15 protein-coding genes are annotated in these 20,422 nt (G+C 76.6%); 7 read left to right on the top strand and 8 right to left on the bottom strand.

Annotated elements, in window-relative coordinates:
* Positions 1-297 precede the first annotated feature (297 nt).
* Complete coding sequence (tkt, locus tag AAHH18_RS11215) at positions 298-2,463, bottom strand: transketolase (RefSeq protein ID WP_343301682.1); 2,166 nt, start codon at positions 2,461-2,463, stop codon at positions 298-300.
* A 213-nt stretch (positions 2,464-2,676) separates the two neighbouring features.
* Between tkt and AAHH18_RS11210 the strand changes: the two genes are divergently transcribed.
* Positions 2,677-5,352: a phosphoenolpyruvate carboxylase gene (locus AAHH18_RS11210; RefSeq protein ID WP_343301681.1), complete on the top strand. Its 2,676-nt coding sequence runs from the start codon at positions 2,677-2,679 to the stop codon at positions 5,350-5,352.
* A gap of 281 nt (positions 5,353-5,633) precedes the next feature.
* Here AAHH18_RS11210 and AAHH18_RS11205 read toward each other — a convergent pair whose 3' ends face one another.
* From AAHH18_RS11205 to AAHH18_RS11190, 4 genes are all read right to left on the bottom strand, one after another.
* Positions 5,634-6,842 (bottom strand): cobalamin-independent methionine synthase II family protein, encoded by a 1,209-nt coding sequence (locus AAHH18_RS11205; RefSeq protein ID WP_283319464.1) that lies wholly within the window; start codon positions 6,840-6,842, stop codon positions 5,634-5,636.
* 81 nt (positions 6,843-6,923) lie between these two features.
* The gene (locus AAHH18_RS11200; RefSeq protein ID WP_343301680.1) at positions 6,924-8,621 is read right to left on the bottom strand and encodes a long-chain-fatty-acid--CoA ligase; all 1,698 of its coding nucleotides are present in this window, start codon (positions 8,619-8,621) and stop codon (positions 6,924-6,926) included.
* A gap of 58 nt (positions 8,622-8,679) precedes the next feature.
* Positions 8,680-9,357: an alpha/beta fold hydrolase gene (locus tag AAHH18_RS11195; RefSeq protein WP_283319465.1), complete on the bottom strand. Its 678-nt coding sequence runs from the start codon at positions 9,355-9,357 to the stop codon at positions 8,680-8,682.
* Positions 9,358-9,475: 118 nt separating this feature from the next.
* On the bottom strand, positions 9,476-12,469 hold the full coding sequence (locus AAHH18_RS11190) for a helix-turn-helix transcriptional regulator (RefSeq protein WP_343301679.1): 2,994 nt from the start codon (positions 12,467-12,469) through the stop codon (positions 9,476-9,478).
* A 405-nt stretch (positions 12,470-12,874) separates the two neighbouring features.
* On the opposite strand from AAHH18_RS11190, the gene AAHH18_RS11185 reads away from it, so the two are divergent.
* Together AAHH18_RS11185 and AAHH18_RS11180 are read left to right on the top strand one after the other, a co-directional pair.
* Positions 12,875-13,588, top strand: a complete 714-nt coding sequence (locus AAHH18_RS11185) for an HAD-IA family hydrolase (RefSeq protein WP_343301678.1) — start codon at positions 12,875-12,877, stop codon at positions 13,586-13,588.
* Positions 13,589-13,706: 118 nt separating this feature from the next.
* Positions 13,707-14,102: a PspC domain-containing protein gene (locus AAHH18_RS11180; RefSeq protein ID WP_343301677.1), complete on the top strand. Its 396-nt coding sequence runs from the start codon at positions 13,707-13,709 to the stop codon at positions 14,100-14,102.
* A 25-nt stretch (positions 14,103-14,127) separates the two neighbouring features.
* On the opposite strand, the gene AAHH18_RS11175 is transcribed toward AAHH18_RS11180, so the two are convergent.
* Positions 14,128-14,373, bottom strand: a complete 246-nt coding sequence (locus AAHH18_RS11175; protein ID WP_283319469.1) for a hypothetical protein — start codon at positions 14,371-14,373, stop codon at positions 14,128-14,130.
* A 44-nt stretch (positions 14,374-14,417) separates the two neighbouring features.
* Positions 14,418-15,869 (bottom strand): DHA2 family efflux MFS transporter permease subunit, encoded by a 1,452-nt coding sequence (locus AAHH18_RS11170; RefSeq protein WP_343301676.1) that lies wholly within the window; start codon positions 15,867-15,869, stop codon positions 14,418-14,420.
* Positions 15,870-16,019: 150 nt separating this feature from the next.
* Between AAHH18_RS11170 and AAHH18_RS11165 the strand changes: the two genes are divergently transcribed.
* Positions 16,020-16,466: an ATP-binding protein gene (locus AAHH18_RS11165; RefSeq protein WP_283319471.1), complete on the top strand. Its 447-nt coding sequence runs from the start codon at positions 16,020-16,022 to the stop codon at positions 16,464-16,466.
* A 25-nt stretch (positions 16,467-16,491) separates the two neighbouring features.
* On the opposite strand, the gene AAHH18_RS11160 is transcribed toward AAHH18_RS11165, so the two are convergent.
* Positions 16,492-17,262 (bottom strand): endonuclease/exonuclease/phosphatase family protein, encoded by a 771-nt coding sequence (locus AAHH18_RS11160; RefSeq protein ID WP_283319472.1) that lies wholly within the window; start codon positions 17,260-17,262, stop codon positions 16,492-16,494.
* A 57-nt stretch (positions 17,263-17,319) separates the two neighbouring features.
* Here AAHH18_RS11160 and AAHH18_RS11155 point away from each other — a divergent pair, with 57 nt between their 5' ends.
* From AAHH18_RS11155 to AAHH18_RS11145, 3 genes are all read left to right on the top strand, one after another.
* A complete protein-coding gene (locus AAHH18_RS11155; protein ID WP_283319473.1) occupies positions 17,320-17,949 on the top strand; it encodes a nucleotidyltransferase family protein in 630 nt (209 codons plus the stop codon).
* 98 nt (positions 17,950-18,047) lie between these two features.
* Positions 18,048-18,680: an RNA polymerase sigma factor gene (locus AAHH18_RS11150; RefSeq protein WP_343301675.1), complete on the top strand. Its 633-nt coding sequence runs from the start codon at positions 18,048-18,050 to the stop codon at positions 18,678-18,680.
* 63 nt (positions 18,681-18,743) lie between these two features.
* Positions 18,744-20,288 carry a hypothetical protein gene (locus tag AAHH18_RS11145; RefSeq protein WP_343301674.1) on the top strand — a complete coding sequence of 515 codons (1,545 nt, stop codon included), beginning with the start codon at positions 18,744-18,746 and terminating at the stop codon, positions 20,286-20,288.
* Positions 20,289-20,422: the final 134 nt, after the last annotated feature.

Raw genomic sequence — 20,422 nt, 5'->3', positions numbered from 1 at the left:
GAACCCGCACCCCGCCCGCTGCGGCCCCTCCCCGTCCGCCATCGCCACCCCACCTCTCCCCGTTCGGAGGCTCCGACCGTGATCGGAGGGAGGCGCGCGGGATCGGAGGTGTCCGGGGAGCCCTCCGATCCCGCGCCGGACTCTCCGTGGCCCGTCGGAGCCTCCGAACGGGGAGAGGGGTGCGGCCAACAGGGAGAGGGGTGTCGCCAACGGGGAGAGGGGGTGCGGGTGGGCGGGGACGGCGACGGCCGGGTACCCGCAGGGGTACCCGGCCGTCGTGGCGTCAGCGCGTGCGGGTCAGAGCTGGTCGCCCGTGCCGCTGGTCGACGGGGCGCTCGCGTCGGAGGCAGGTCCGGAGTCGCCGCGGGCCGCCGCGATCGACTCGTGCGCCGCCGCGACCACGGCGTCCGCCGTGATGCCGAACTCCTGGTACAGCGTCTCGTACGCCGCGGAGGCGCCGTAGTGCTCGAGCGAGACGGCGCGGCCGGCGTCGCCGAGGATCTTCCACCAGGACAGCGCGATGCCGGCCTCGACGGACACCCGCGCGCGGACGGACGACGGGAGGACCGACTCGCGGTAGGCCTCGTCCTGCTCGGCGAACCAGTCCAGCGACGGCGCGGAGACCACGCGGGTCGGGACGCCGGCGGCCTCGAGGGTCTCGCGGGCCGCGACGGCCAGCTGCACCTCGGAGCCGGTGCCGATGAGGATGACCTCCGGCGTGCCGGTGGAGGCCTCGAGCAGCGTGTACGCGCCGCGGGCGACGCCCTCGGCGGACGCGAAGCCCTCCTCGCCGCGGGGGAACGTCGGGACGTTCTGCCGGGTGAGGATGAGGGCGGCGGGGCCGTCGGTGCGCTCGAGGATCGCCTTCCACGCCTGCGCCGTCTCGTTGGCGTCGGCGGGGCGGACGACCGCGAGGCCCGGGATGGCCCGGACGGCGGTGAGGTGCTCGACCGGCTGGTGGGTCGGGCCGTCCTCGCCGAGGCCGATCGAGTCGTGCGTCCACACGTAGATCGCCGGCACGCCCATGAGCGACGCGAGGCGCACCGCGCCGCGCATGTAGTCGGAGAACGTGAAGAACGTCCCGCCGTACGCGCGCGTCAGGCCGTGCAGGGCGATGCCTGACAGGATCGCGCCCATGCCGTGCTCGCGGATGCCGAAGTGCAGCGTGCGGCCGTACTCGTTGCCGGCGAACTCGTGCGTGGACCGCTCGGCGGGGATGAAGGACGGCTCGCCCTTCATGGTGGTGTTGTTCGAGCCGGCGAGGTCGGCGGAGCCGCCCCAGAGCTCGGGCAGCACCGGCGCGAGGGCGGACAGCACCTCGCCGGAGGCGGCGCGGGTGGCGACGGCCTTGCCGGCGGGGAACGTCGGCAGCGCGTCGGCCCAGCCGGCGGGCAGCTTGCCGGCGCGCAGGCGCTCGAGCAGCTCGGCGCGCTCGGGGTTCGCCTCGCGCCAGGCGTCGAAGCCCTTGCTCCACTCGGCCTTGGCGGCGGCGCCGCGCTCGAGGGCCTTGCGGGTGTGCGCGATGACCTCGGGGGCGACGTCGAAGGTCTTGTCGGGGTCGAAGCCGAGGACCTCCTTGAGGCCGCGGACCTCGTCGGTGCCCAGCTTGGAGCCGTGCGAGCCGTGGGTGTTCTGCTTGGTCGGCGACGGCCAGGCGATGATCGTCCGCAGGCCGATGAACGACGGGCGGTCGGTGACGGCCTTGGCGGCCTCGATCGCGGCGTGCAGCGCGTCCACGTTCTCCGTGTACTCGCCGCCCTCGGTCCAGTCGACGAGCTGCACGTGCCAGCCGTACGCCTCGTACCGCTTGAGGACGTCCTCGGTGAACGCGATCTCGGTGTCGCCCTCGATCGAGATGTGGTTGTCGTCCCAGATCGCGATGAGGTTGCCGAGCTTCTGCGTGCCGGCGATGGACGACGCCTCGGAGGACACGCCCTCCTGCAGGTCGCCGTCGGAGCAGATCGTGTAGACGAAGTGGTCGAACGGGCTGGTGCCCGGGGCGGCCTCGGGGTCGAGCAGGCCGCGCTCGCGGCGGGCGGCCATCGCGAAGCCGACGGCGGACGAGATGCCCTGGCCGAGCGGCCCGGTGGTGATCTCGACGCCCTTCGTGTGCTTGTACTCGGGGTGCCCGGGGGTCTTGGAGCCCCACGTCCGCAGCGCCTCGATGTCCTCGAGCTCCAGGCCGAACCCGGCGAGGTAGAGCTGGATGTACTGCGTCAGCGACGAGTGCCCGGCCGAGAGGATGAACCGGTCCCGGCCCAGCCACTGGGGGTCCGCGGGGTCGTGCCGCATGACGTTCTGGTAGAGCAGGTAGGCCGCCGGGGCCAGGCTGATGGCCGTCCCGGGGTGGCCGTTGCCGACCTTCTCGACCGCGTCCGCCGCGAGCACGCGCACCGTGTCCACAGCCTTGTGGTCCAGCTCGGTCCAGCCGACCGACTGGGCGAGGGGAGCCTTCGCGTTCACCGCACCTCTTTTCCGCCCGGACCGGCGGCCCGGGGCATCGGGGGTTCAGGCCCGCCGGCCGCCGGCAGCGGCCGGTCACGGGCACCGGGTCCGAGCCTAGACTCCTGGGCGCATCGCGCAGGACACGGGCCGCGTGACGTCCGGTGAGCGGGACGGGTGGTCGACTGGCGGACAGCCGTCTCGTGCGTCGGACGGTTGACCTACTCTTGACCCGTGACCGACCCCCAGCCCTCGCTCGAGGCCCGCCGTGGCCTCGCGCGCCACGAGGTCCCCGACCCGCTGCGCAACGACGTCCGGATGCTCGGCGAGTTCCTCGGCCGCGTCATCCGGGAGTCCGGCGGCGACGACCTGTTCGACGACGTGGAGCGCGTGCGCTCCCTGACCATCCGGGCCCACGACGAGCAGGACCTGTCCGCGCTCGCCGAGGCCGAGGAGCTCGTCGCGTCGTTCAGCATCGAGCGCGCCCAGCAGGTGGCCCGCGCGTTCACCTGCTACTTCCACCTGGCGAACCTCGCCGAGGAGCACCACCGCGTCCGCGTGCTGCGCGACCGCGAGGCCGAGCTGCCCGCCGGTGAGCTCATGCAGGACGACTCCCTGCCCGCCGCCATCGACGCCCTGGCCCAGGAGGTCGGGCGCGACGAGGCGCTGCGCCGGCTCCAGGAGCTCGAGTTCCGCCCGGTGCTCACCGCGCACCCGACGGAGGCCCGGCGCCGCTCCGTGTCGCGGGCGATCCGCCGCATCTCGGACCTGCTGGCCGAGCGGGACGCGCTCGCCGCCGGCGGCACCTCCCGCGCGGAGAACGACCGCCGCGTGCTCGAGGAGATCGACACGCTGTGGCGCACGTCGCCGCTGCGGACGCAGAAGCCGACGGTGCTGGACGAGGTCCGCACCGTCATGAACATCTTCGACACCACGCTGTTCGAGACGTTCCCCACCGTGTACCGCCGGCTCGACGACTGGCTGAGCGGGGACGGCGCCGGGCGCCGGCAGCCCGCCGTGCGGCCGTTCGTGCGGCTCGGGTCGTGGATCGGCGGCGACCGCGACGGCAACCCGAACGTCACCGCCGAGGTGACGCGGGCCGCGGCGGCGCTCGCGAACGAGCACGTGCTCGGCGCGCTGGAGGAGTCCGCGCGGCGGATCTCCGGGAAGCTGACGCTCGACGCGACCGGCACGCCGGCCTCCGCGGAGCTCACCGCTCTCTGGCACCGGCAGCGCGACCTGTCCGAGGCGGCCGCCGCGAAGGCCGCGAACGAGGTCCGCGACCAGCCGCACCGCCGGGCGCTGCGGATGATCGCCGAGCGCATCGCGGCGACCCGGCGGCGCGACGCCGACCTGTCGTACGCCGGCCCGGAGGAGCTGCTCGCCGACCTCGACGTCGTGCAGCAGTCGCTCGTGGCCGCGGGTGCCGAGCGCGCCGCGTTCGGTGACCTGCAGCGCCTCGTGTGGCAGGTGCAGACCTTCGGGTTCCACCTGGCGGAGCTCGAGGTGCGGCAGCACTCGCAGGTGCACGCGGCGGCGCTCGCGGACATCGCCGAGCACGGCCTGGACGGCGAGCTGCAGCCCCGCACGGTCGAGGTGCTCGACACGTACCGCGCGATCGGGGCGGTGCAGCGCCGCTACGGCGTCGCGGCCGCGCGGCGGTACATCGTGTCGTTCACGCAGGCGCCCGAGCACCTGTCCGCCGTGTACGAGCTCGCGGAGCTCGTGTTCCCGGACCCGGCGACCCGGCCGGTCATCGACGCCGTCCCCCTGTTCGAGACGTTCGCGGACCTCGAGGCCAGCGTCGACATCCTCGAGGAGATGCTGACGCTGCCGGCCGTGCAGGCACGGCTCGCGCAGAACGGCCGGCACGTCGAGGTCATGCTCGGCTACTCCGACTCCTCGAAGGACGTCGGGCCCGTGGCGGCGACCCTCGCCCTCGACGTCGCGCAGAGCCGGATCGCCCAGTGGGGCCAGCGCCACGGGCTGCGGCTCACGCTGTTCCACGGCCGCGGCGGCGCGCTCGGGCGTGGTGGCGGCCCCGCGAACCGCGCGGTGCTCGCGCAGCCGCCGGGCTCCGTCGACGGCCGCTTCAAGCTCACCGAGCAGGGCGAGGTCATCTTCGCGCGCTACGGCAACCCGGTGATCGGCGAGCGGCACATCGAGCAGGTCGCCGCGGCCACCCTGCTGGCCGGTGCGCCGTCCACGGAGAAGCGCAACGCCGCCGCGACGGGGCGGTTCGCCGACCTGGCCGCCGCGCTGGACGCGTCGTCCCGCACGCGGTTCTACGAGCTGGTGCGCGCCCCCGGGTTCCCGCAGTGGTTCGCGCAGGTGACCCCGCTGGAGGAGATCGGGCTGCTGCCCATCGGCTCGCGCCCGGCCCGCCGCGGCCTGTCCGTCGAGTCGCTGGACGACCTCCGGGCCATCCCGTGGGTGTTCTCCTGGTCGCAGGCGCGGACGAACCTCGCCGGCTGGTTCGGCCTCGGGACGGCGCTGCAGTCCGTCGGTGACCTCGCGGAGCTGCAGGCGGCGTACGACGAGTGGCCGCTGTTCAGCACGATGATCGACAACGTCGAGATGTCCCTGGCCAAGACGGACGAGCGGCTCGCCGAGCGCTACCTGGCCCTCGGCGACCGCGACGACCTGGCGGGCCTCGTGCTCGAGGAGATGGCGCTGACCCGGCACTGGGTGCTCGCCATCACCGGGTCGGACAGCATCCTCGCCCGCCGGCGGATCCTCGGCCGGGCCGTGCAGCTGCGCAGCCCGTACGTCGACGCGCTGTCCCTGCTGCAGCTGCGGGCCCTGCGGGCGCTGCGGACCGGCGAGTCGGAGGACCACGTCGAGGACAACAAGCGGCTGCTGCTGCTCACCGTGAACGGCGTCGCCGCCGGCCTCCAGAACACGGGCTGACCGCCGCGCGGCCCAGCGGCACGTGAACGGCCCGGCACCTCCTCCGTGGGGTGCCGGGCCGTTCACGCGTGGGGCGTGGCGGGTTCCCTTCCCGGGCGTTCGGATCCGTTCGGGCGGATACGCCGGGCGTGTCGGTACGTTCGGATCCGAACGGGCGGGCGGTGCCGGGGCGTGGCCGTGGCCGGGATGCCCAGTCGGGCGTTCGGATCCGTTCCGGCGGACACGCCGGGCGTGTCGGTACGTTCGGATCCGAACGGGTGCCAGAGGGGCGGTGGCCGGGGTCAGGACCAGAGGCGGGAGGTCGCCAGGCGGGCGCCCTCGACCAGGGCCTCGAGCTTCGCCCACGCGATCTGGTGGTGGATGCGCCCGCCCAGTCCGCAGTCGGTGGCCGCGACGACGTTCTCCCGCCCGACGAGCCGCGCGAACCGCTCGATGCGGTCGGCGACGACCTCGGGGTGCTCCACGACGTTGGTGGCGTGGGAGACGACGCCCGGGAGGATGAGCTTGCCCTCGGGCAGCGCCACGTCCTCCCAGACGCGCCACTCGTGCTCGTGCCGGACGTTGCCCGCCTCGAACGAGTACGCGCCGGCGTCGACCTTGAGCATCGTGGACACGATGTCGGCCATCGGCAGGTCCGTGGTGTGCGGCCCGTGCCAGGAGCCCCAGCACAGGTGGTAGCGGATGCGGTCCTGCGGGAGGCCGCGCAGGGCGTGGTTGAGGGCCTCGACGTTGCGCTCGGTGAAGCGCACGTAGTCCTCGACCGTCGGCTCGGGGGTGATCTGGTCCCAGTTCTCCGCCATCGACGGGTCGTCGATCTGCAGCACCAGGCCGGCGTCGATGATCGCGACGTACTCCTCGCGCAGCGCGTCGGCGAGCGCCCAGACGTACTCCTCGTCCGTGGCGTAGTAGCCGTTGGCCATGCGGGCCGCCGACCCGGGCGCGATCGAGGTCACGAAGCCCTCGCGGGCGCCGGTGGCGTCGAGCGCCGAGCGCAGGTTCGCGACGTCCTGCGCCACCGCCGCCTGACCCGTGTACGACAGCGGGGCGACGGCGGTCGGGAACGGCTTCGGCGAGCCGCCGTGGAACACGCCGCTGGTCGGGTCGGCGTAGGCCTCCTCGAACCGGGCGCGGTCGCGGCGGCGGGCGAAGCCGGTCACCCGGACGTCGCCCGGGCCGGACTGCACGTCGGCGAACAGCCACTCGGCGCCGCTGCGCAGCTCCAGGCCGCCCAGGCGCTGGAACGAGTACGACCACCAGGCGCCGTAGTCGATCGGGCTGCTCATCGACTTGCCGAACTCGCCGTCACCGGGGACGTCGATCCCGATCTCGACCTGGCGCCGGACCAGGTCGGTGACCGCCGCGGAGAGCAGCTCCTCGTAGCCGGCCGGGTCCTCGCCGGCCTCGCGCGCGGCGTTGGCGGCGATGAGCTCCGGGGTGCGGGGCAGGCTGCCGGCGTGGCTGGTCAGGACGTGGTCGGTGCTGCGGATCATCGGGTCTCCCGGCTGGGCAGGTGGGTCGTCGTCATCGTGGCACAGCGCCGCGCGCCGCCTCGGGGCCGGTCCACCCCCCGGTCACAGCCGGGGCAGCACCAGCTCGCGCACCTGCTTGCGCAGGACCTTGCCGAGCATCGACCGCGGGGTGTCCTCGATCGCGACCACCCGCGCCGGCACCTTGTACGCCGCGAGGTGCTCCCGGCAGTACGCCCGCAGCGCGGCCTCGTCCAGGGTGGCGCCCGGCTCGAGCTCGACGGCCGCCACGACCATCTCCCCGCCCCGTTCCAGCGGCTTGCCGATCACCGCGGCGTCCGCGACGGTCGGGTGCCCGCGCAGCACCGCCTCGACCTCGGACGGCGAGACGTTGAAGCCGCCGGTGATGATGAGCTCCTTCGCCCGGTCGACGATGGTGGTGAAGCCGTCCGCGTCGACCGTGACGATGTCGCCGGTCCGCAGCCACCCGCCCGGCAGCAGCGTCGCCGCGGTCTCGTCGGGGTTGTTCCAGTAGCCCGCGAACACCTGCGGCCCGTGCAGCAGCAGCTCCCCGGGTCCGCCCTGCGGCACGTCGACGTCGGGGTGCTCGGGGTCGACGACCCGCATCCGCGTCGACGGGAACGGGATGCCGATGGTGCCCGCACGCCGGGACGGGTGGAACGGGTTGCCGAGCGCGACGGGGGAGGACTCCGTCATGCCGTAGCCCTCCACGAGCAGGCCTCCGGACATCGACTCCCAGAGCTCGACGGTCGCGTCGGGCAGGTTCATCGCGCCGGAGATGCAGAACCGGCACGACGCGAGCGAGACGCCGCGCTCCTTGGCGGCCATCGCGGTGCGCTCGTAGATCGGCGGGACCGCGCAGTAGACGGTCGCGGGCGACTTCTTCATCGCGTCCAGCACCAGGCCGGTGTCGAACTTCGGGAACAGGACGATCAGCGCCTGCTTGCGGATGCCGTAGGTGAGGTACAGCGTCATGCCGAACGCGTGGAACATCGGCAGGATCGCGTAGAACACCTCCTTGCGGTACTCGGCGCCGTGCATCCACGCCTCGCCCTGCAGCGCGTTGGCGTACAGGTTGAGGTGGGTCAGCATCGCCCCCTTGGGGCGGCCCGTGGTGCCGGAGGTGTACTGGATGGCGGCGAGGTCGGCCACACCGGGACGCGGGTGGTCCGCGGCGAGCCGGCCGTGACCCAGCAGGTCCTCCCACGGGATCGTCCCGGGGGCCGGCGCGGTCAGGGACCGCCGCGTGGCGCGCAGGCTCGGGACGGGCAGCGCGAGCGCCGCCCGCTTCACCGCGGGGAAGGCGCGCAGCAGGTTCACGGAGACGATGTGGTCGAGCTCGACGTCCGGCGGGAACGCGCGGAGCTGCTCGACGGCCTTGTCCCACGCGATGACGACCCGGGCCTGGTGGTCCTCGAACTGGTGGCGCAGCTCCCGCGAGGTGTACAGCGGGTTGTGCTCGACGACGACCGCGCCGAGCCGCAGCACGGCGTAGAACGCGACGACGTGCTGCGGGCAGTTCGGCAGCAGCAGCGCGACGCGGTCCCGGGCGCGGACCCCGAGCCGGCGCAGGCCCTCCGCGGCGCGCTCGACCTGCTCACCGAGCTCGGCGTAGCTGGTGCGGCGCCCGAAGAACTCCAGCGCGGGGTGGTCGCCGCCCTCGGCGACGGAGCGCTCGAGCATGGCGACGAGGGACTCCGTCGGCAGCTCGATGTCGGCGGGCACGCCGGGCTGGTAGTGCGCGACCCAGGGGCGGTCGTCGGTCGAGGTCATGGGCGCCATTGTGGCCGCCCGGCGGGCCGCCCGGGGGCGGAACGCGCGGCGCCGCGGCGGGCGCCGGTCAGCCCAGGCGGGGCGTGGGCAGGGGCACGCGGCGCGCGAGGTCCCGCAGCACGTGCAGCAGGATCCGGTTGAACGCGACCGGGGCGTGGCTGTTGACGTCGTGGCCGGCGCCCGGCACCACCCACAGCCGCGCGCCCGGGTTCGCCCCGAGGTAGCGGCGGGCGCCGAACCGCAGCGGGTCCCGCGAGCCGTTGACGAGCCAGACCGGCAGCGCCAGGCGGCGCAGGTCCCGCAGCGGGGAGTAGCCGTGCAGCGCGGCGAGCATGTCCGTGACGACGTGCCACGTGCCGCCGCCGAGACCCAGCGCGGGGACCAGCCGGCGGGAGGCGCGGCGGTAGGCCCGCAGCGGCTTGCCCTTGAGGTCGGTGGAGCAGCCCGCGAGCAGGACGCCGGCGAGGCGGTCCTCGTGCTCGCCGGCGTACGCCAGCGCCATGTAGCCGCCGAGCGACAGCCCGACCAGCAGCGGCGGGGAGTCGCAGGAGCGCACGGCGTCGTCGATCGCCGCGAGCCCGCCCTCGAACGTGAACCGCTCGGCGGAGCGGCTGCCGTGGCCCGGCAGGTCGATGGCGACGGTCGCGTGGCCGCCGTGCGTCAGCGCCCGGACCTGGTCCTCCCAGATCGCGGAGGACGTCCGGGTGCCGTGCACGAGGACGATCGGGTGCGGTGAGCTGGACATGCGCCCTTTCCGAGCGGGAGCGCGCGGCGTGGCCGGCGGGGGAGAGCCGCGGCACGGCGCCGCGGGGCGTACCCACGGTAACCGCCGAACCTGGGCGCCGCCTGGGACGCCCCCGCCTTCACCCGGGTGAGCCCCGGCCGTCGGACGGCGCCGTGCCCGCGGGCCGTCCGCCGGGTCCCGCGCCGAGGAGGCCGCGCCGGTGGGCGACCGCCACCGCCTCCGCGCGCCCGCCCGCCCCGAGCTTCGCGAGCACCCGGGAGACGTGCACGGAGACGGTCTTGCCGCTGATGTAGAGGCGCTCGCCGATCTGGCGGTTGCTCAGCCCCTCGGCGACGAGCGCGAGCACCTCCGCCTCGCGGGCGGTGAGCACGTCGCCGCCCGCGGTCGCCACACCCGGCAGGTCGAGCCGCGCCCGGCGGGCCAGGTCGGCCAGCGCGGTGGCGAGCGGCGCGGCGCCCATCGCCCGGGCGTCCGCCAGCGCCGCGGCGGCCTGGACCCGGGCTCCGTCGCGGTCCCCGGAGGCGACCAGGGCCTCCGCCCAGCGCCACCGGGTGCGTGCGTGCTCGTACCGGTAGCCGTAGTCGAACGCCTCCGTGGCGCGCCGCCAGGTCTCGGGGTCGGCGGCGCCGGTGAGCCGCGCGTGCTCCGCATGGGCCCGGGCGAGCCACGCCCGGCCCTCCGGGCCGAGCTGCCCCCCGCGGGGCCGGCCGCGGTCGGCGGTGACGACGGCGCGGTTCAGCAGCCGGGCGCCCGTCTCGAGGCGCGGCGCCGGGTCGCGGCCGGCGAGCCGGTCGGCCGCCGCCTGGTCCGCCAGCGCCGCGATCCCCAGCGCGGACAGCCAGATGCCGCCGAGGAAGTAGTCGGACCAGACCCGGCCGATCTCGTCGAGCAGCTCGTGCGCGAGGGCCACCGCCTCGTCCAGGCGGCCGGACCACGTCAGGGCGTCGACCGAGCAGCCGCCCGCGATGAGCGTGATCATCGTGTCGCCGTGGGGCCCGCGCAGCAGCTCCAGGCTCCGCCCGGCCGCGTCGGCGTCGCCCCGCGCGACCGCGGCGTACGTCTGCACGCCGGCCACGACCGCGGCGGCGCGCGGCGGTCCCGGGTCGGAGGAGGCGGGCGGCGGCGTCAGGTCGCCCCGGGCGTAGCGCACGATGTCCTGCAGCAGGCGCAGCTCGACGCCGTACGGCCCCCAGGTGAGGCCCGCGGACGCTGCGCGGTCGAGCCCCGCCGAGATGATCGCGGCCGCCTCGTCGAGCGCCCCCGCGTAGTACCTGTTCGCCCCGAGGTTGTAGGTGCACCGCAGCTCGGTCGTGACGTCCCCGGCGTCCCGCGCGCGCCGCAGGGCCTCGCCCAGCAGGTCGGCGGCGCGCGTGGCGTCGTCCACCACGAGCATCGCCAGCGAGATGAGGGCGTCCGCCTCGGCGTCGCGCGCCCCCGCCGCGCGCGCCTCCTCGACCGCGGCGCTCGCGGCGGACTCGGCCTGCTCGTCCAGGTCGGAGTTCAGCGCGGCGCGGGCGTGCGTCGCGAGCGCCCAGGCGCGGTCGGCGTCCGGCGTGCCGCCGGGGTCCAGGCCGGCCAGGGCGCGGTCGGTCTCGCGCAGGGCCTCGTCCACGCGCTCGGCACCCAGCAGGTGCCGGGCCAGTGTGGTGCGCAGCGCGGCCACGCGCCGGGCGGTGGCGCGGTCCCGCGGGGCGGGGGAGCCGTCGACCTCCGCGACCGCCTCCCGTGCCATCTGCACGGCGCGCTCCGCCAGACCGGCCCGGCCTCCCGCCGCGGCCGCCGCGAGCAGCACGTCGACCCGCTCCTCGCCGAGGTCGTCCGCGGCGGTGGGCACGCCCGGCCAGAGCCGCAGGACGGTCTCGAGGTGGCGCAGCTCCTCGGCGGGGGCCAGGACGCGACCGGCCTCCCGCGCGGCCTCCCGGGAAGCGACGAGCGCGAGCCGCTGGTCGTGCGAGAGCAGGGCGTGGTGCGCGCGCTCGGCCGCCGTCGCCAGCGCCGGGTCGGCCCCGGCCGCCTGCAGGTAGTCGCGGTGCAGGGAGACCTGCTCGCCGGGCAGCAGGTCCGTGTAGACGGCCTCGGCGAGCAGCGCGTGCCGGAACGCGATCCGGCCGTCCTCGCTGCCGAGCACGTGGTGGGCGACGGCGTCCCGCAGCGTCGCGTCGAACGCCGCGTGCTGCTCCGGCCCGGCGCCGGGGCCGGTCACGACCGCGCGCAGCAGCGGCTCCGCCACGCGCCGTCCCGCGGCGGACGCGGCCCGCACCAGCCGCTGGACCTGCGGGTCGAGCTGCTCGAGCCGCGCGCGCAGCACGTCGGCGAGCGTGCCGGGCAGGTCCGTCGGCGCCCGGAGCAGCTCCTCGGCGAAGTACGCGTTGCCCTCCGAGCGCAGCACCACGCGCCGCAGCGTCTCCTCCGGGACGGGCCGGCCGGCGAGCGCGGTCGTGAACGCGCGCAGCTCGTCGGGCGTGAACGGGGGCAGGTCGACGCGCTCGACGCGGGGGTGCCGCCCGAGCTCGGCGAGCACCGGGCGCAGCGGGTGCCGGCGGTGCAGGTCGTCCGCGCGGTACGACCCGACGACCAGCACCGGCTCGGTCCGCAGCCGGGCGACGAGGTACCGCAGCAGGTCGCGGCTCGACGCGTCCGCCCAGTGCAGGTCCTCCAGCACGAGCACCAGCGGCGCGCCGGGACGTCCCGCCGCCGACAGCACCGCGGCCACGCCGTCGAACAGCTGGAGCCGCTCCGCCTGCTCGTCGCCGCCGACCGGCTCCGCGGGGTCGGACGACCCGGCGGGCAGCAGGCGGCGCAGGGCGGGCCGGGACGCCACCGCGGCGGCGACCTCGGCGGGGCCGTCCGTGACGAGCTGCAGCAGGGCGTCCGCGAACGGCAGGTACGGCAGCCCGATCTCGCCCAGGTCCACGCAGTGCGCGACGACGACGGTGGCGCCCTCCGTCGTGGCGAGCTGCGCGGTGTGGCCGAGCAGCCGCGTCTTGCCGACCCCCGCGTCCGCCCCGAGCAGCACGAGGCCCGGCTCGCCCGACGCCGCCCGGCGCACGGCCGCGAGCAGCGTCGCGACCTGCTCGCCGCGCGCGACGAACGGGGCCGTCGACCGTGTCATGCGGTCGATGGTCGCAGGTGCCACCGACAGCCGACGAGGGTCCGCGCGGACCTCCGCCGCGGCCGACGCCGGCGCCGGCGCCACGCCGGTCAGCGCCGCCGCCGGCGCCAGCGCCACCCCAGGTCCGCGCCCCGCACGGCGGCGCGCACCACCTCCTGCCGGTAGGCCACCTCGGCGTCCAGCGCCGGTCCCCACACCGTGTCCATGTCCTCGCCCTCCGCGCGTCGTGCCGGCCGGTCCCCCGGTGGTCCTGCCGGCACCTCCTACCGTGGTGCTGAGGGCCGGTCCGGCGGATCGGGCGACCGCCCCGACCTCGGCGGCTCCCGCCGCGGGCCCCGCCCTGAGGCGGTGCTGAGGTGGTCCTGAGGCGGTGCTGAGGTGCCCGGACGTGCGAGGCTCGGGGCCATGACGACGCCCACCGGCCCCGCCGCCACGACCCCGTCCGACACCCCGCGGGACGTCCTCGCGGAGGTCTTCGACGCCGTGCTGCTCGACATGGACGGGACGCTGATCTCCTCCACGCGGTCCGTCGAGCGGTGCTGGCTGCGCCTCGCGCAGGAGTTCGGGATGCCGACCGACGACCTCAGCCCGTTCGGGTTCCACGGGGTGCCGGCGCGCGACATCGTCGACCTGCTGCTGCCGGACACCCCGGCGGAGGTCCGGGCGACCGCGCTCGACCGCGTGGTGGAGCTGGAGGTCGCGGACACCGAGGGGATCGAGGAGCTGCCGGGCGCCGGCGACGCCCTGACGCTGCTCGGGGCGGCGGGCAGGGCCGCCCTCGTGACGTCGTGCGGGCGGCGGCTCGCGGCCGCGCGGGTCGGCGCCGTCGGCCTCGCGGTGCCGTCCGCGGTCGTCACGGCCGACGACGTCGCGCGCGGCAAGCCCGACCCGGAGCCGTACCTGGCCGGTGCCGCGCTGCTGGGGGCGGACCCGCGGCGGTGCCTCGTCGTCGAGGACGCCGCGTCCGGCGTGGCCGCGGGGCGCGCCGCGGGGGCCGCGACGCTCGGACTGCGCACCACGGAGCCCGACGGTCCCGCCGGCGCCGACCTCGTGGTGGCCGACCTCGCGGCGGTGCGGTTCTCCGTCGAGGAGGACGGCGTCCGGGTGCGCCTGCGCTGATCGTCAGGGTGCGGTTCAGGGTCGGGCCAGGGTCCGCCCCGGATGTGCCGCACGCCCCTGCCCGGCACCGTAGGAGGTGTCGCGACGGCGACACCCGAGACGACAGGAGTGACTGACGATGACCGGCATCTACGAGGCGATGTGGCGCAACGGCCTGGTGCGCCCGCTCGACGGCCGCGTGCTCGGCGGCGTGTGCAGCGGGCTCGCGCGACGGTTCGGCATGGACGCGTGGCCCATGCGGTGGCTGTTCGTGATCGTGCTGATCGTGCTGCCCGGGAGCCCGCTGCTGATCTACCCGCTGCTGTGGATCTTCATGCCGGGTGAGGACTGGGTGGCCCGGACGCACGGCCCCTCGGCCTACGACGCGGCCTTCCCCGGCTCGCGACCGGTGCAGCAGCCGCCGTACCCGCCGTACCAGGCGCAGCAGCCCTCCGCGGCGCAGCCCGACGCCGGTCGGCCGTACCCGCCCGCCCCGGGTCAGGGCCCGCAGGACCCGGCCGCCGGTCCGCGCTGACCGACCGGTCCGCCGCCGGGGGGGCTCAGCCCAGCACCTCGACCTCCACCTCCCAGGCGAGGTCGTCGAGCACCTCGGCGGCGTGGGCGCGGGCGACCCGGACCGCGGTCTCGAGGTCGGGCGCCTCGCCCCGCAGGTCGAACGTGACGCGGCCGCCGGTGAACGCCGGCGGCGCGTCGTCGCGCAGCGCACCGAGGGCGTCCGCCATGCCGGCGCGCGTCTCGTCGTCCGGCACGTCGGGGACGGTCAGGTGGGCGACGTAGTCGGGCATGCCCTCATCGTGCCGGACACCACCGACAGCCGACGGGACCGCCCTCAGGCCTCCGTCCGGGGGACCCGGCGCGGGTCGGGAGGGCGGACGGCCGCCGCCGACCCGGGGACGCCGATGGCCGCGACCACGGCACCCGCGGCCATGAGCACCGCGCACGCCCGCATGGCGACGGGGTGGGCACCGGCCAGCACCGTCGGGTCGGACAGCCCCGCCCCGACCCCGGCGACGAGCGGCAGCACGGCCACCGCGAGCAGGCCCGCGACTCGCGCGACGGCGTTGTTCGTGGCCGACGCGACGCCGGCGAGGTGGTCGGGCGCCGCGCCCAGGGCGGTGGCGGTCAGGGGCGCGACGGTGAGCACCAGACCCGCGCCGACCACGACGACCCCGGGCAGCACGCCCGCGACGTACCCGGTGCCCGGCCCGATCCCGGCGAGCAGCAGCGCACCCGCCCCGGCGAGCAGCGGCCCGGCGGTCATGGGGATGCGGGGACCGATCCGGGCGCCCAGGGCCCCGCCGCGCGCGGAGAGCAGCAGCATCAGCAGCGTGGACGGCAGCGCCGCGACGCCCGCCGCGAGCGGTGACCAGCCGACGACCACCTGCAGCGTCACCGGCAGGAAGAAGAAGATCCCGGTCAGCGCGGCGTACACGAGCAGCGTCGCCAGGTTCACGGCGGCGAACGGTCGCCAGCGGAACAGCCGCAGCGGGAGCGCGGCGTGGTCGGAGCGGGCCTCGGCGGCCACGAAGGCGCCCAGCGCCAGGACGCCGGCGACCCCGACGGCGGCCACCGTGGCGTCGGCCCGGCCGCGCTCCGACCAGGCCGTCAGCGACCACGTCAGCGCCCCGAGGCTCGTCCCGGCGAGGACGGTCCCGAGCCAGTCCAGGCGGCGCGGCGCCTCGGGGTCCGACGACTCCGGCACCCACCGCAGCGCGACGACGACGACCAGCGCGGCGAGCGGGATGTTGATCCCGAACACCCAGCGCCAGCCCGCCTGCTCGACGATCCAGCCGCCGAGGAACGGGGCGATCGCGCCGGCCGCGCCCGACAGGCCCGACCACGCCCCGATCGCGCGGGCCCGGTCCTGCTCCGCGAACGAGCCCTGCAGGATCGCCAGCGACCCGGGGGTGAGCAGGGCACCGCCGACGCCCTGCAGCGCCCGCGCGGCGACGAGCAGCCCCACGGTCGGCGCGAGCGCGCAGAGCACCGACGCGCCGGCGAACGCCACCGTCCCGACGAGGAACAGCCGCCGGCGGCCGAACCGGTCGCCCAGCGAGCCGCCGAGCAGCAGCAGCGCGGCGAGCGTCAGCGCGTAGCCGTTGACGGTCCACTGCAGGCCCGCGGTGGTGGCGCCCAGGTCGTCCGCGATGGTGGGCAGCGCGATCCCGACGATCGTCCCGTCGAGGAACACCAGCGCGGACCCGAGCACCGTGGCGAGCAGCGTCCCGCGCCCCGCGGCCGTGCCCAGCGTCATCCCGGACGTGCTCGCGCCCCCCGCCATCCGCGCTCCTCCCGGCCGCTCCGCGCCCTGCGACCGTACGTCCGCCCGCCCCCCGGAGGAAGCCCCCGGCCGGCCCGGGCGACCCGCCCGGTGCGTCCACGGTGTGGCGTTCGCGCAGCGGAGCGGCGCCGCGTCGGGCACAGTAGGCGGGTGGGTGACGTCAGGGACCTCCGTTCGGCGCCGGGAGCGAGGCGTGCGGACGCACGCGCGGAGCACGACGAGCTCGTCCTCGACGCCCGGCGCTCCGCCCCCCGCGCGGCGCGGCACTGGATCATGCACCGGGTCGCCGCCTCGGGCGTGCAGGGCTCCGCGAACCAGGTGATCGAGCTGCTGACGGGCGAGGTCGTCGCGAACGCCGTCGTGCACGGGCCGGAGCACGGCCGGGTGCGCGTCGCGGTCCGGATCGACCACCGCGGTGTGCGCGTGTCGGTGAGCGACGAGAGCCCCGCCCCTCCGCAGGTGCAGCACCCCGCGCCGACCGCGGTCTCCGGGCGCGGCATGGCGCTCGTGGAGGCGCTGTCACGGACGTGGGGCGTCGACCTGCACGACGGCGAGGGCAAGACGGTCTGGTTCGTCGTCGACCCCGAGGCCGACTGAGTCGACCGCGCGTCCGGTCCGGGCGTCAGCGACGGCCGAGCGCCAGGTCGACCACGAGGGCCCGGTGGTCCGACATCCCCGTGTCGACGGCGACCGGCTCGCTCGACGGCTCCACCGGCCCGTCGAGCAGCACGTGGTCGATCTGCCGGTCCGGGACCTCGACCGGGAACGTGTCCACGCGGCCCACGGAGCGCCAGCCCGTGACCCGCTGCGGCACCGAGCCCTCCAGGTTGAGGTCGCCGACGACGGCGAGCGGACGCGGCAGCGCTCGGCAGGCCCGCACGAGGTGCCGGAGCTGCACGACGTTCCACCCCGTGATGAAGGTGAGGTGGGTCGCCACCACGGTCACGGGGCCCGCGGGCGTCTCGACCCGCGCGGCGAGCGCCGCCCGCTGCTCGTCCTGCACGAGGGACGGCCGCCGCGTCCCCCGGTGCACCATCGGCACGCGCCGGCGCAGCGTCGGCAGCGTCAGGACCCGCCACGACGAGACCGGGTGCCGGCTGAGCAGCGCGATGCCGTAGGCGGCGATCGCCGGCTGGTCCTCGCCGGTCGCGGCGGTCCAGGTGCCGGGGTGGCCGTGGAGCGTCGCGACGAACCGGTGCTCGCCGGCGCCCATCGCCTCGGCGGCGACGGCCGTGAGGTCCGCCTGGTGGGAGCGCGGCTGGTCCCGGTCGACCTCCTGGAGCGCCAGGACGTCGGCGTCCAGGCCGCGCACCGCTCCGGCGAACCGGTCGAGGTCGACCCTGCCGTCGCTGAGGCCGCGCCCGTGCAGGATGTTGAAGGTCGCGAGTCGCACGATCCGATTGTCCCCGTCGGCCTGCGGCTGCGCCCGTCGTCGTGTACACACGTCGCCATGAGCGACGCAACGCCGGGAGCCGGCGCGCCGGGTGCCGAGGTCCAGGCGGGCGCCGCCGCGCCGGACGACCCGCGGGCGGCCCTGCAGGACGCGCTGCGCATGACGGCCGTCGCCCTCGAGGACGCCGGGATCCCGTTCGCGCTGGTCGGCGGGTACGCGGCCTGGGCGCGCGGCGCGCCGGAGCCGAGCCACGACGCCGACTTCGCGGTGACGCAGGAGGACGTGCCCCGGGCCCAGGAGGCGATCGCGGCCGCCGGGCTGGACGTCCGCGAGCCCGCCGAGAACTGGCTGTTCAAGGCGTACCACCGCGGTGCCCTCGTCGACGTGCTCTACCGCATGGTGGGGGAGCCGATCACCCGGGAGATGCTGGCCCGCAGCGACACCATGGAGGTGCTCGCCGTGCGCATGCCGGTGCTCGACGCGACGGACATCATCTCCGCGAAGATGCGGGTGCTCGGGGAGCACTACTGCGACTTCACCCGGATGATCGCGATGGTCCGGGCGCTCCGCGAGCAGGTCGACTGGCACCGCGTCCGCCGGGAGACCGCCGAGACGCCGTACGGGCGCGCGTTCCTGCTGCTGGTGCACGAGCTCGGGATCTCCCCGGTCGGCCCGGAGCCGCGCTGAGGAACCGGTCGGCGAGCCGGTGCAAGACGCGTGCGCGTCGCGACACAGTAGGGTCACCGGCCCGTCCCAGGCGCCGGCCGACCACCCGAGGGGATCGCGTGCACAGCCGCCAGCAGCCTACCGCCGGGCCGACCGCCGACGCCTCCGACGCGCGCCCGCCCGGGGCGCCGTCGCCCGGGGGTGCCGCGACGCCCGCCGGCACCGGTCCCGGGCTCCCCGCGGACGCAGGCGCGGACGGCGGCGTGCCGCCGGGGGCCGCCCGGGGGGACGCGTGGTTCGACGACCTGTTCCGCGCGCATGCCCGGGCGGTGCACCGCTACCTGCTGCGCCGTGGCGCCGGGGAGGACGCCGAGGACCTCGCGGCCGACGTGCTCACCGTGGCCTGGCGGCGCCGTGACGAGCTGCCGGAGGGCATGGAGCTCGCGTGGCTGTACCGCACGGCCGGGTTCGTGCTGGCGAACCACCGGCGCAAGGGCCGCCCGGTCCCGGTCGCGGAGGTGCCGGACGAGCCGGACCCGGCGGACCCCGCGGTGCACGCCGTGCGGGACGAGCGGGTCCGCGAGGCGCTCGGCCGGCTGAGCGCGCGGGACCGGCAGGTGCTGCTGCTCACGGCGTGGGAGGGCGTGACGGGGGACGACCTGGCGCTCGTGCTCGGCGTCTCGCGGGGCGGTGCCGACGCGGCGCTCTCCCGGGCGCGGTCCCGGCTGCGCGAGGTGTGGGCCGCCGACTGACCCGGCCCGGCGGGTCGCCGACCCGTCGGGTGCAAGCGCGGGCGCGCCCGCCACACACACGGGATGGACGCGCCCCGGCCGGACGCCGCGGGCGCCAGCGACCAGGAGGCCGACGTGGACGACCAGCAGCACCCCCACCCGCAGCCCGGGGACGCCGGGGACGACGAGGCGTTCGCGCGGCTGCGTGCCGCGGACCCCGCGGCGGACGCGCGGCTCGACGCCGGCGCCCTGCGCGCCGAGGTCGCGCGCCGCACGGCGGGTGACGGGGCGGCGCCGCGCGACGGGGCCGCCGTGCCCCCGGACGGCGCGACGATGACCACGCTGGCGGGACGGCGCCGCAGCCGGTGGCTGCAGGTCGCGGCGGTGGGGGTGGGCGCGGCCCTGCTGGCCGGTGGCGGCGGCTACGCGATCGGCGCGGCCGGCGACGGCGGGGACGACCTGGCCGGGACCGCCGGCCCGATCGTGCTCGGGCAGGGCGGGGCGACCGGGCTCTCCGGCGCCGCCGACGGCCCGGAGACGGCCGCGGGCGCGGACGCCATGCGGATCGCCCCCGGGTTCGGCAGCGGGCGCGCGGAGTTCACCGCCCAGGGCCTGCCGGACGACGCCGGCACCGCCCACGCCTGGGCCCTGGACGCGGCGTCGGTGTTCTCGGCCGAGACGGTCGCGCGGGTCGCGGCGGCGCTGGGCGTGACCGGCGAGCCCCGCCTGCAGTGGGGGGCGTGGACGGTCGGACCGGACGACGGCAGCGGGCCGAGCGTGTCCCTCCAGCCGGACGGCACCGCGAGCGTCAGCTACTACGACCCGACCCGCGACCCGTGGGCGTGCACGGCGTCCGCCGCCGACGAGCCGGGCCTGCCCGAGGCGGGCGGCGGCACGGACGGCGCCGAGGGCACCGACAGCACCGAGGGCACCGACGGCGCCGCGCCGGCCCCCGGCGACGTCGCGACCATCGAGCCCGGCCTCGTCGACCCGGGCGTGCCGGTCGACCCGTCGGCGTCGTGCGACCCCGCCGCGGGCGGCGACGCGCCGACGGGTGACGCGGCGGTCGCGGCGGCGCGCGACCTGCTGGCCGAGCTGGGCGTGGACCCGGACGGGTTCGTGTACGAGGTCGCGGACGCGGGCACCCCGCGGGCCAGCACGGTGCTCGCGGACCAGGTCGTCGACGGGCAGCGCACGGGCCTGGCCTGGAACCTCACGCTGGTCGACGGCGGCGTGCAGTCGCTGTACGGGGGGCTCGCGCCGCTCGTGGACCTCGGGGAGTACCCGGTGGTCGGCGCGGCGACGGCCGCGGCCCGGCTCGAGGACCCGCGGTTCGGCGGCGGCTGGGGCGGCGTGATGCCGCTCGCCCGCGCCGAGGCCTCGGACGACGCGGCGGTGACGGCGGACCCGTCCGCCGACCCGACGGTGCCGCCCACCGCGACGCCGGGTGCGGCCATCGCCTGGCCGGTGCAGCACGTGACCCTGACCGGCGCCCGCCTGGGCGTGACGGTGCTGTACCAGCCGGACGGCGCCGCGCTGCTGGTCCCGGCGTACGAGCTCACGGACACGGACGGCGGCACGTGGAGCGTCGTGGCCGTCGCGGAGGAGCAGCTCGACTTCGCCGGGTGACGTCGGGCGCCGGGGAGCCGGCGCAGGACGACCCGGTGGCCGGCCGCGGAGGGGCGGCCGGGAGGGAACGGGCGGGGCGGGCCGGAGGGGGCCCGCCCCGCCCGTCGCGTCCGCGGGGGAGGTCGCGCCCGGAG

The sequence above is a fragment of the Cellulomonas olei genome (assembly GCF_039548315.1).
Lineage (GTDB): Bacteria > Actinomycetota > Actinomycetes > Actinomycetales > Cellulomonadaceae > Cellulomonas.
The sequence above is the reverse complement of the archived record's forward strand: the minus strand, read 5'-3'. Positions and strand labels throughout refer to the sequence as shown.

Coding starts and splice junctions, on each gene's coding strand:
- AAHH18_RS11175 (WP_283319469.1), bottom strand. CDS start 14,373: ATGCCCGACTACGTCGCCCACCTGACCGTCCCCGACGTGCCGGACGAC.
- AAHH18_RS11170 (WP_343301676.1), bottom strand. CDS start 15,869: ATGGCGGGGGGCGCGAGCACGTCCGGGATGACGCTGGGCACGGCCGCG.
- AAHH18_RS11205 (WP_283319464.1), bottom strand. CDS start 6,842: ATGATCCGCAGCACCGACCACGTCCTGACCAGCCACGCCGGCAGCCTG.
- AAHH18_RS11190 (WP_343301679.1), bottom strand. CDS start 12,469: ATGACACGGTCGACGGCCCCGTTCGTCGCGCGCGGCGAGCAGGTCGCG.
- AAHH18_RS11145 (WP_343301674.1), top strand. CDS start 18,744: ATGGACGCGCCCCGGCCGGACGCCGCGGGCGCCAGCGACCAGGAGGCC.
- AAHH18_RS11200 (WP_343301680.1), bottom strand. CDS start 8,621: ATGGCGCCCATGACCTCGACCGACGACCGCCCCTGGGTCGCGCACTAC.
- AAHH18_RS11185 (WP_343301678.1), top strand. CDS start 12,875: ATGACGACGCCCACCGGCCCCGCCGCCACGACCCCGTCCGACACCCCG.
- AAHH18_RS11155 (WP_283319473.1), top strand. CDS start 17,320: ATGAGCGACGCAACGCCGGGAGCCGGCGCGCCGGGTGCCGAGGTCCAG.
- AAHH18_RS11180 (WP_343301677.1), top strand. CDS start 13,707: ATGACCGGCATCTACGAGGCGATGTGGCGCAACGGCCTGGTGCGCCCG.
- AAHH18_RS11195 (WP_283319465.1), bottom strand. CDS start 9,357: ATGTCCAGCTCACCGCACCCGATCGTCCTCGTGCACGGCACCCGGACG.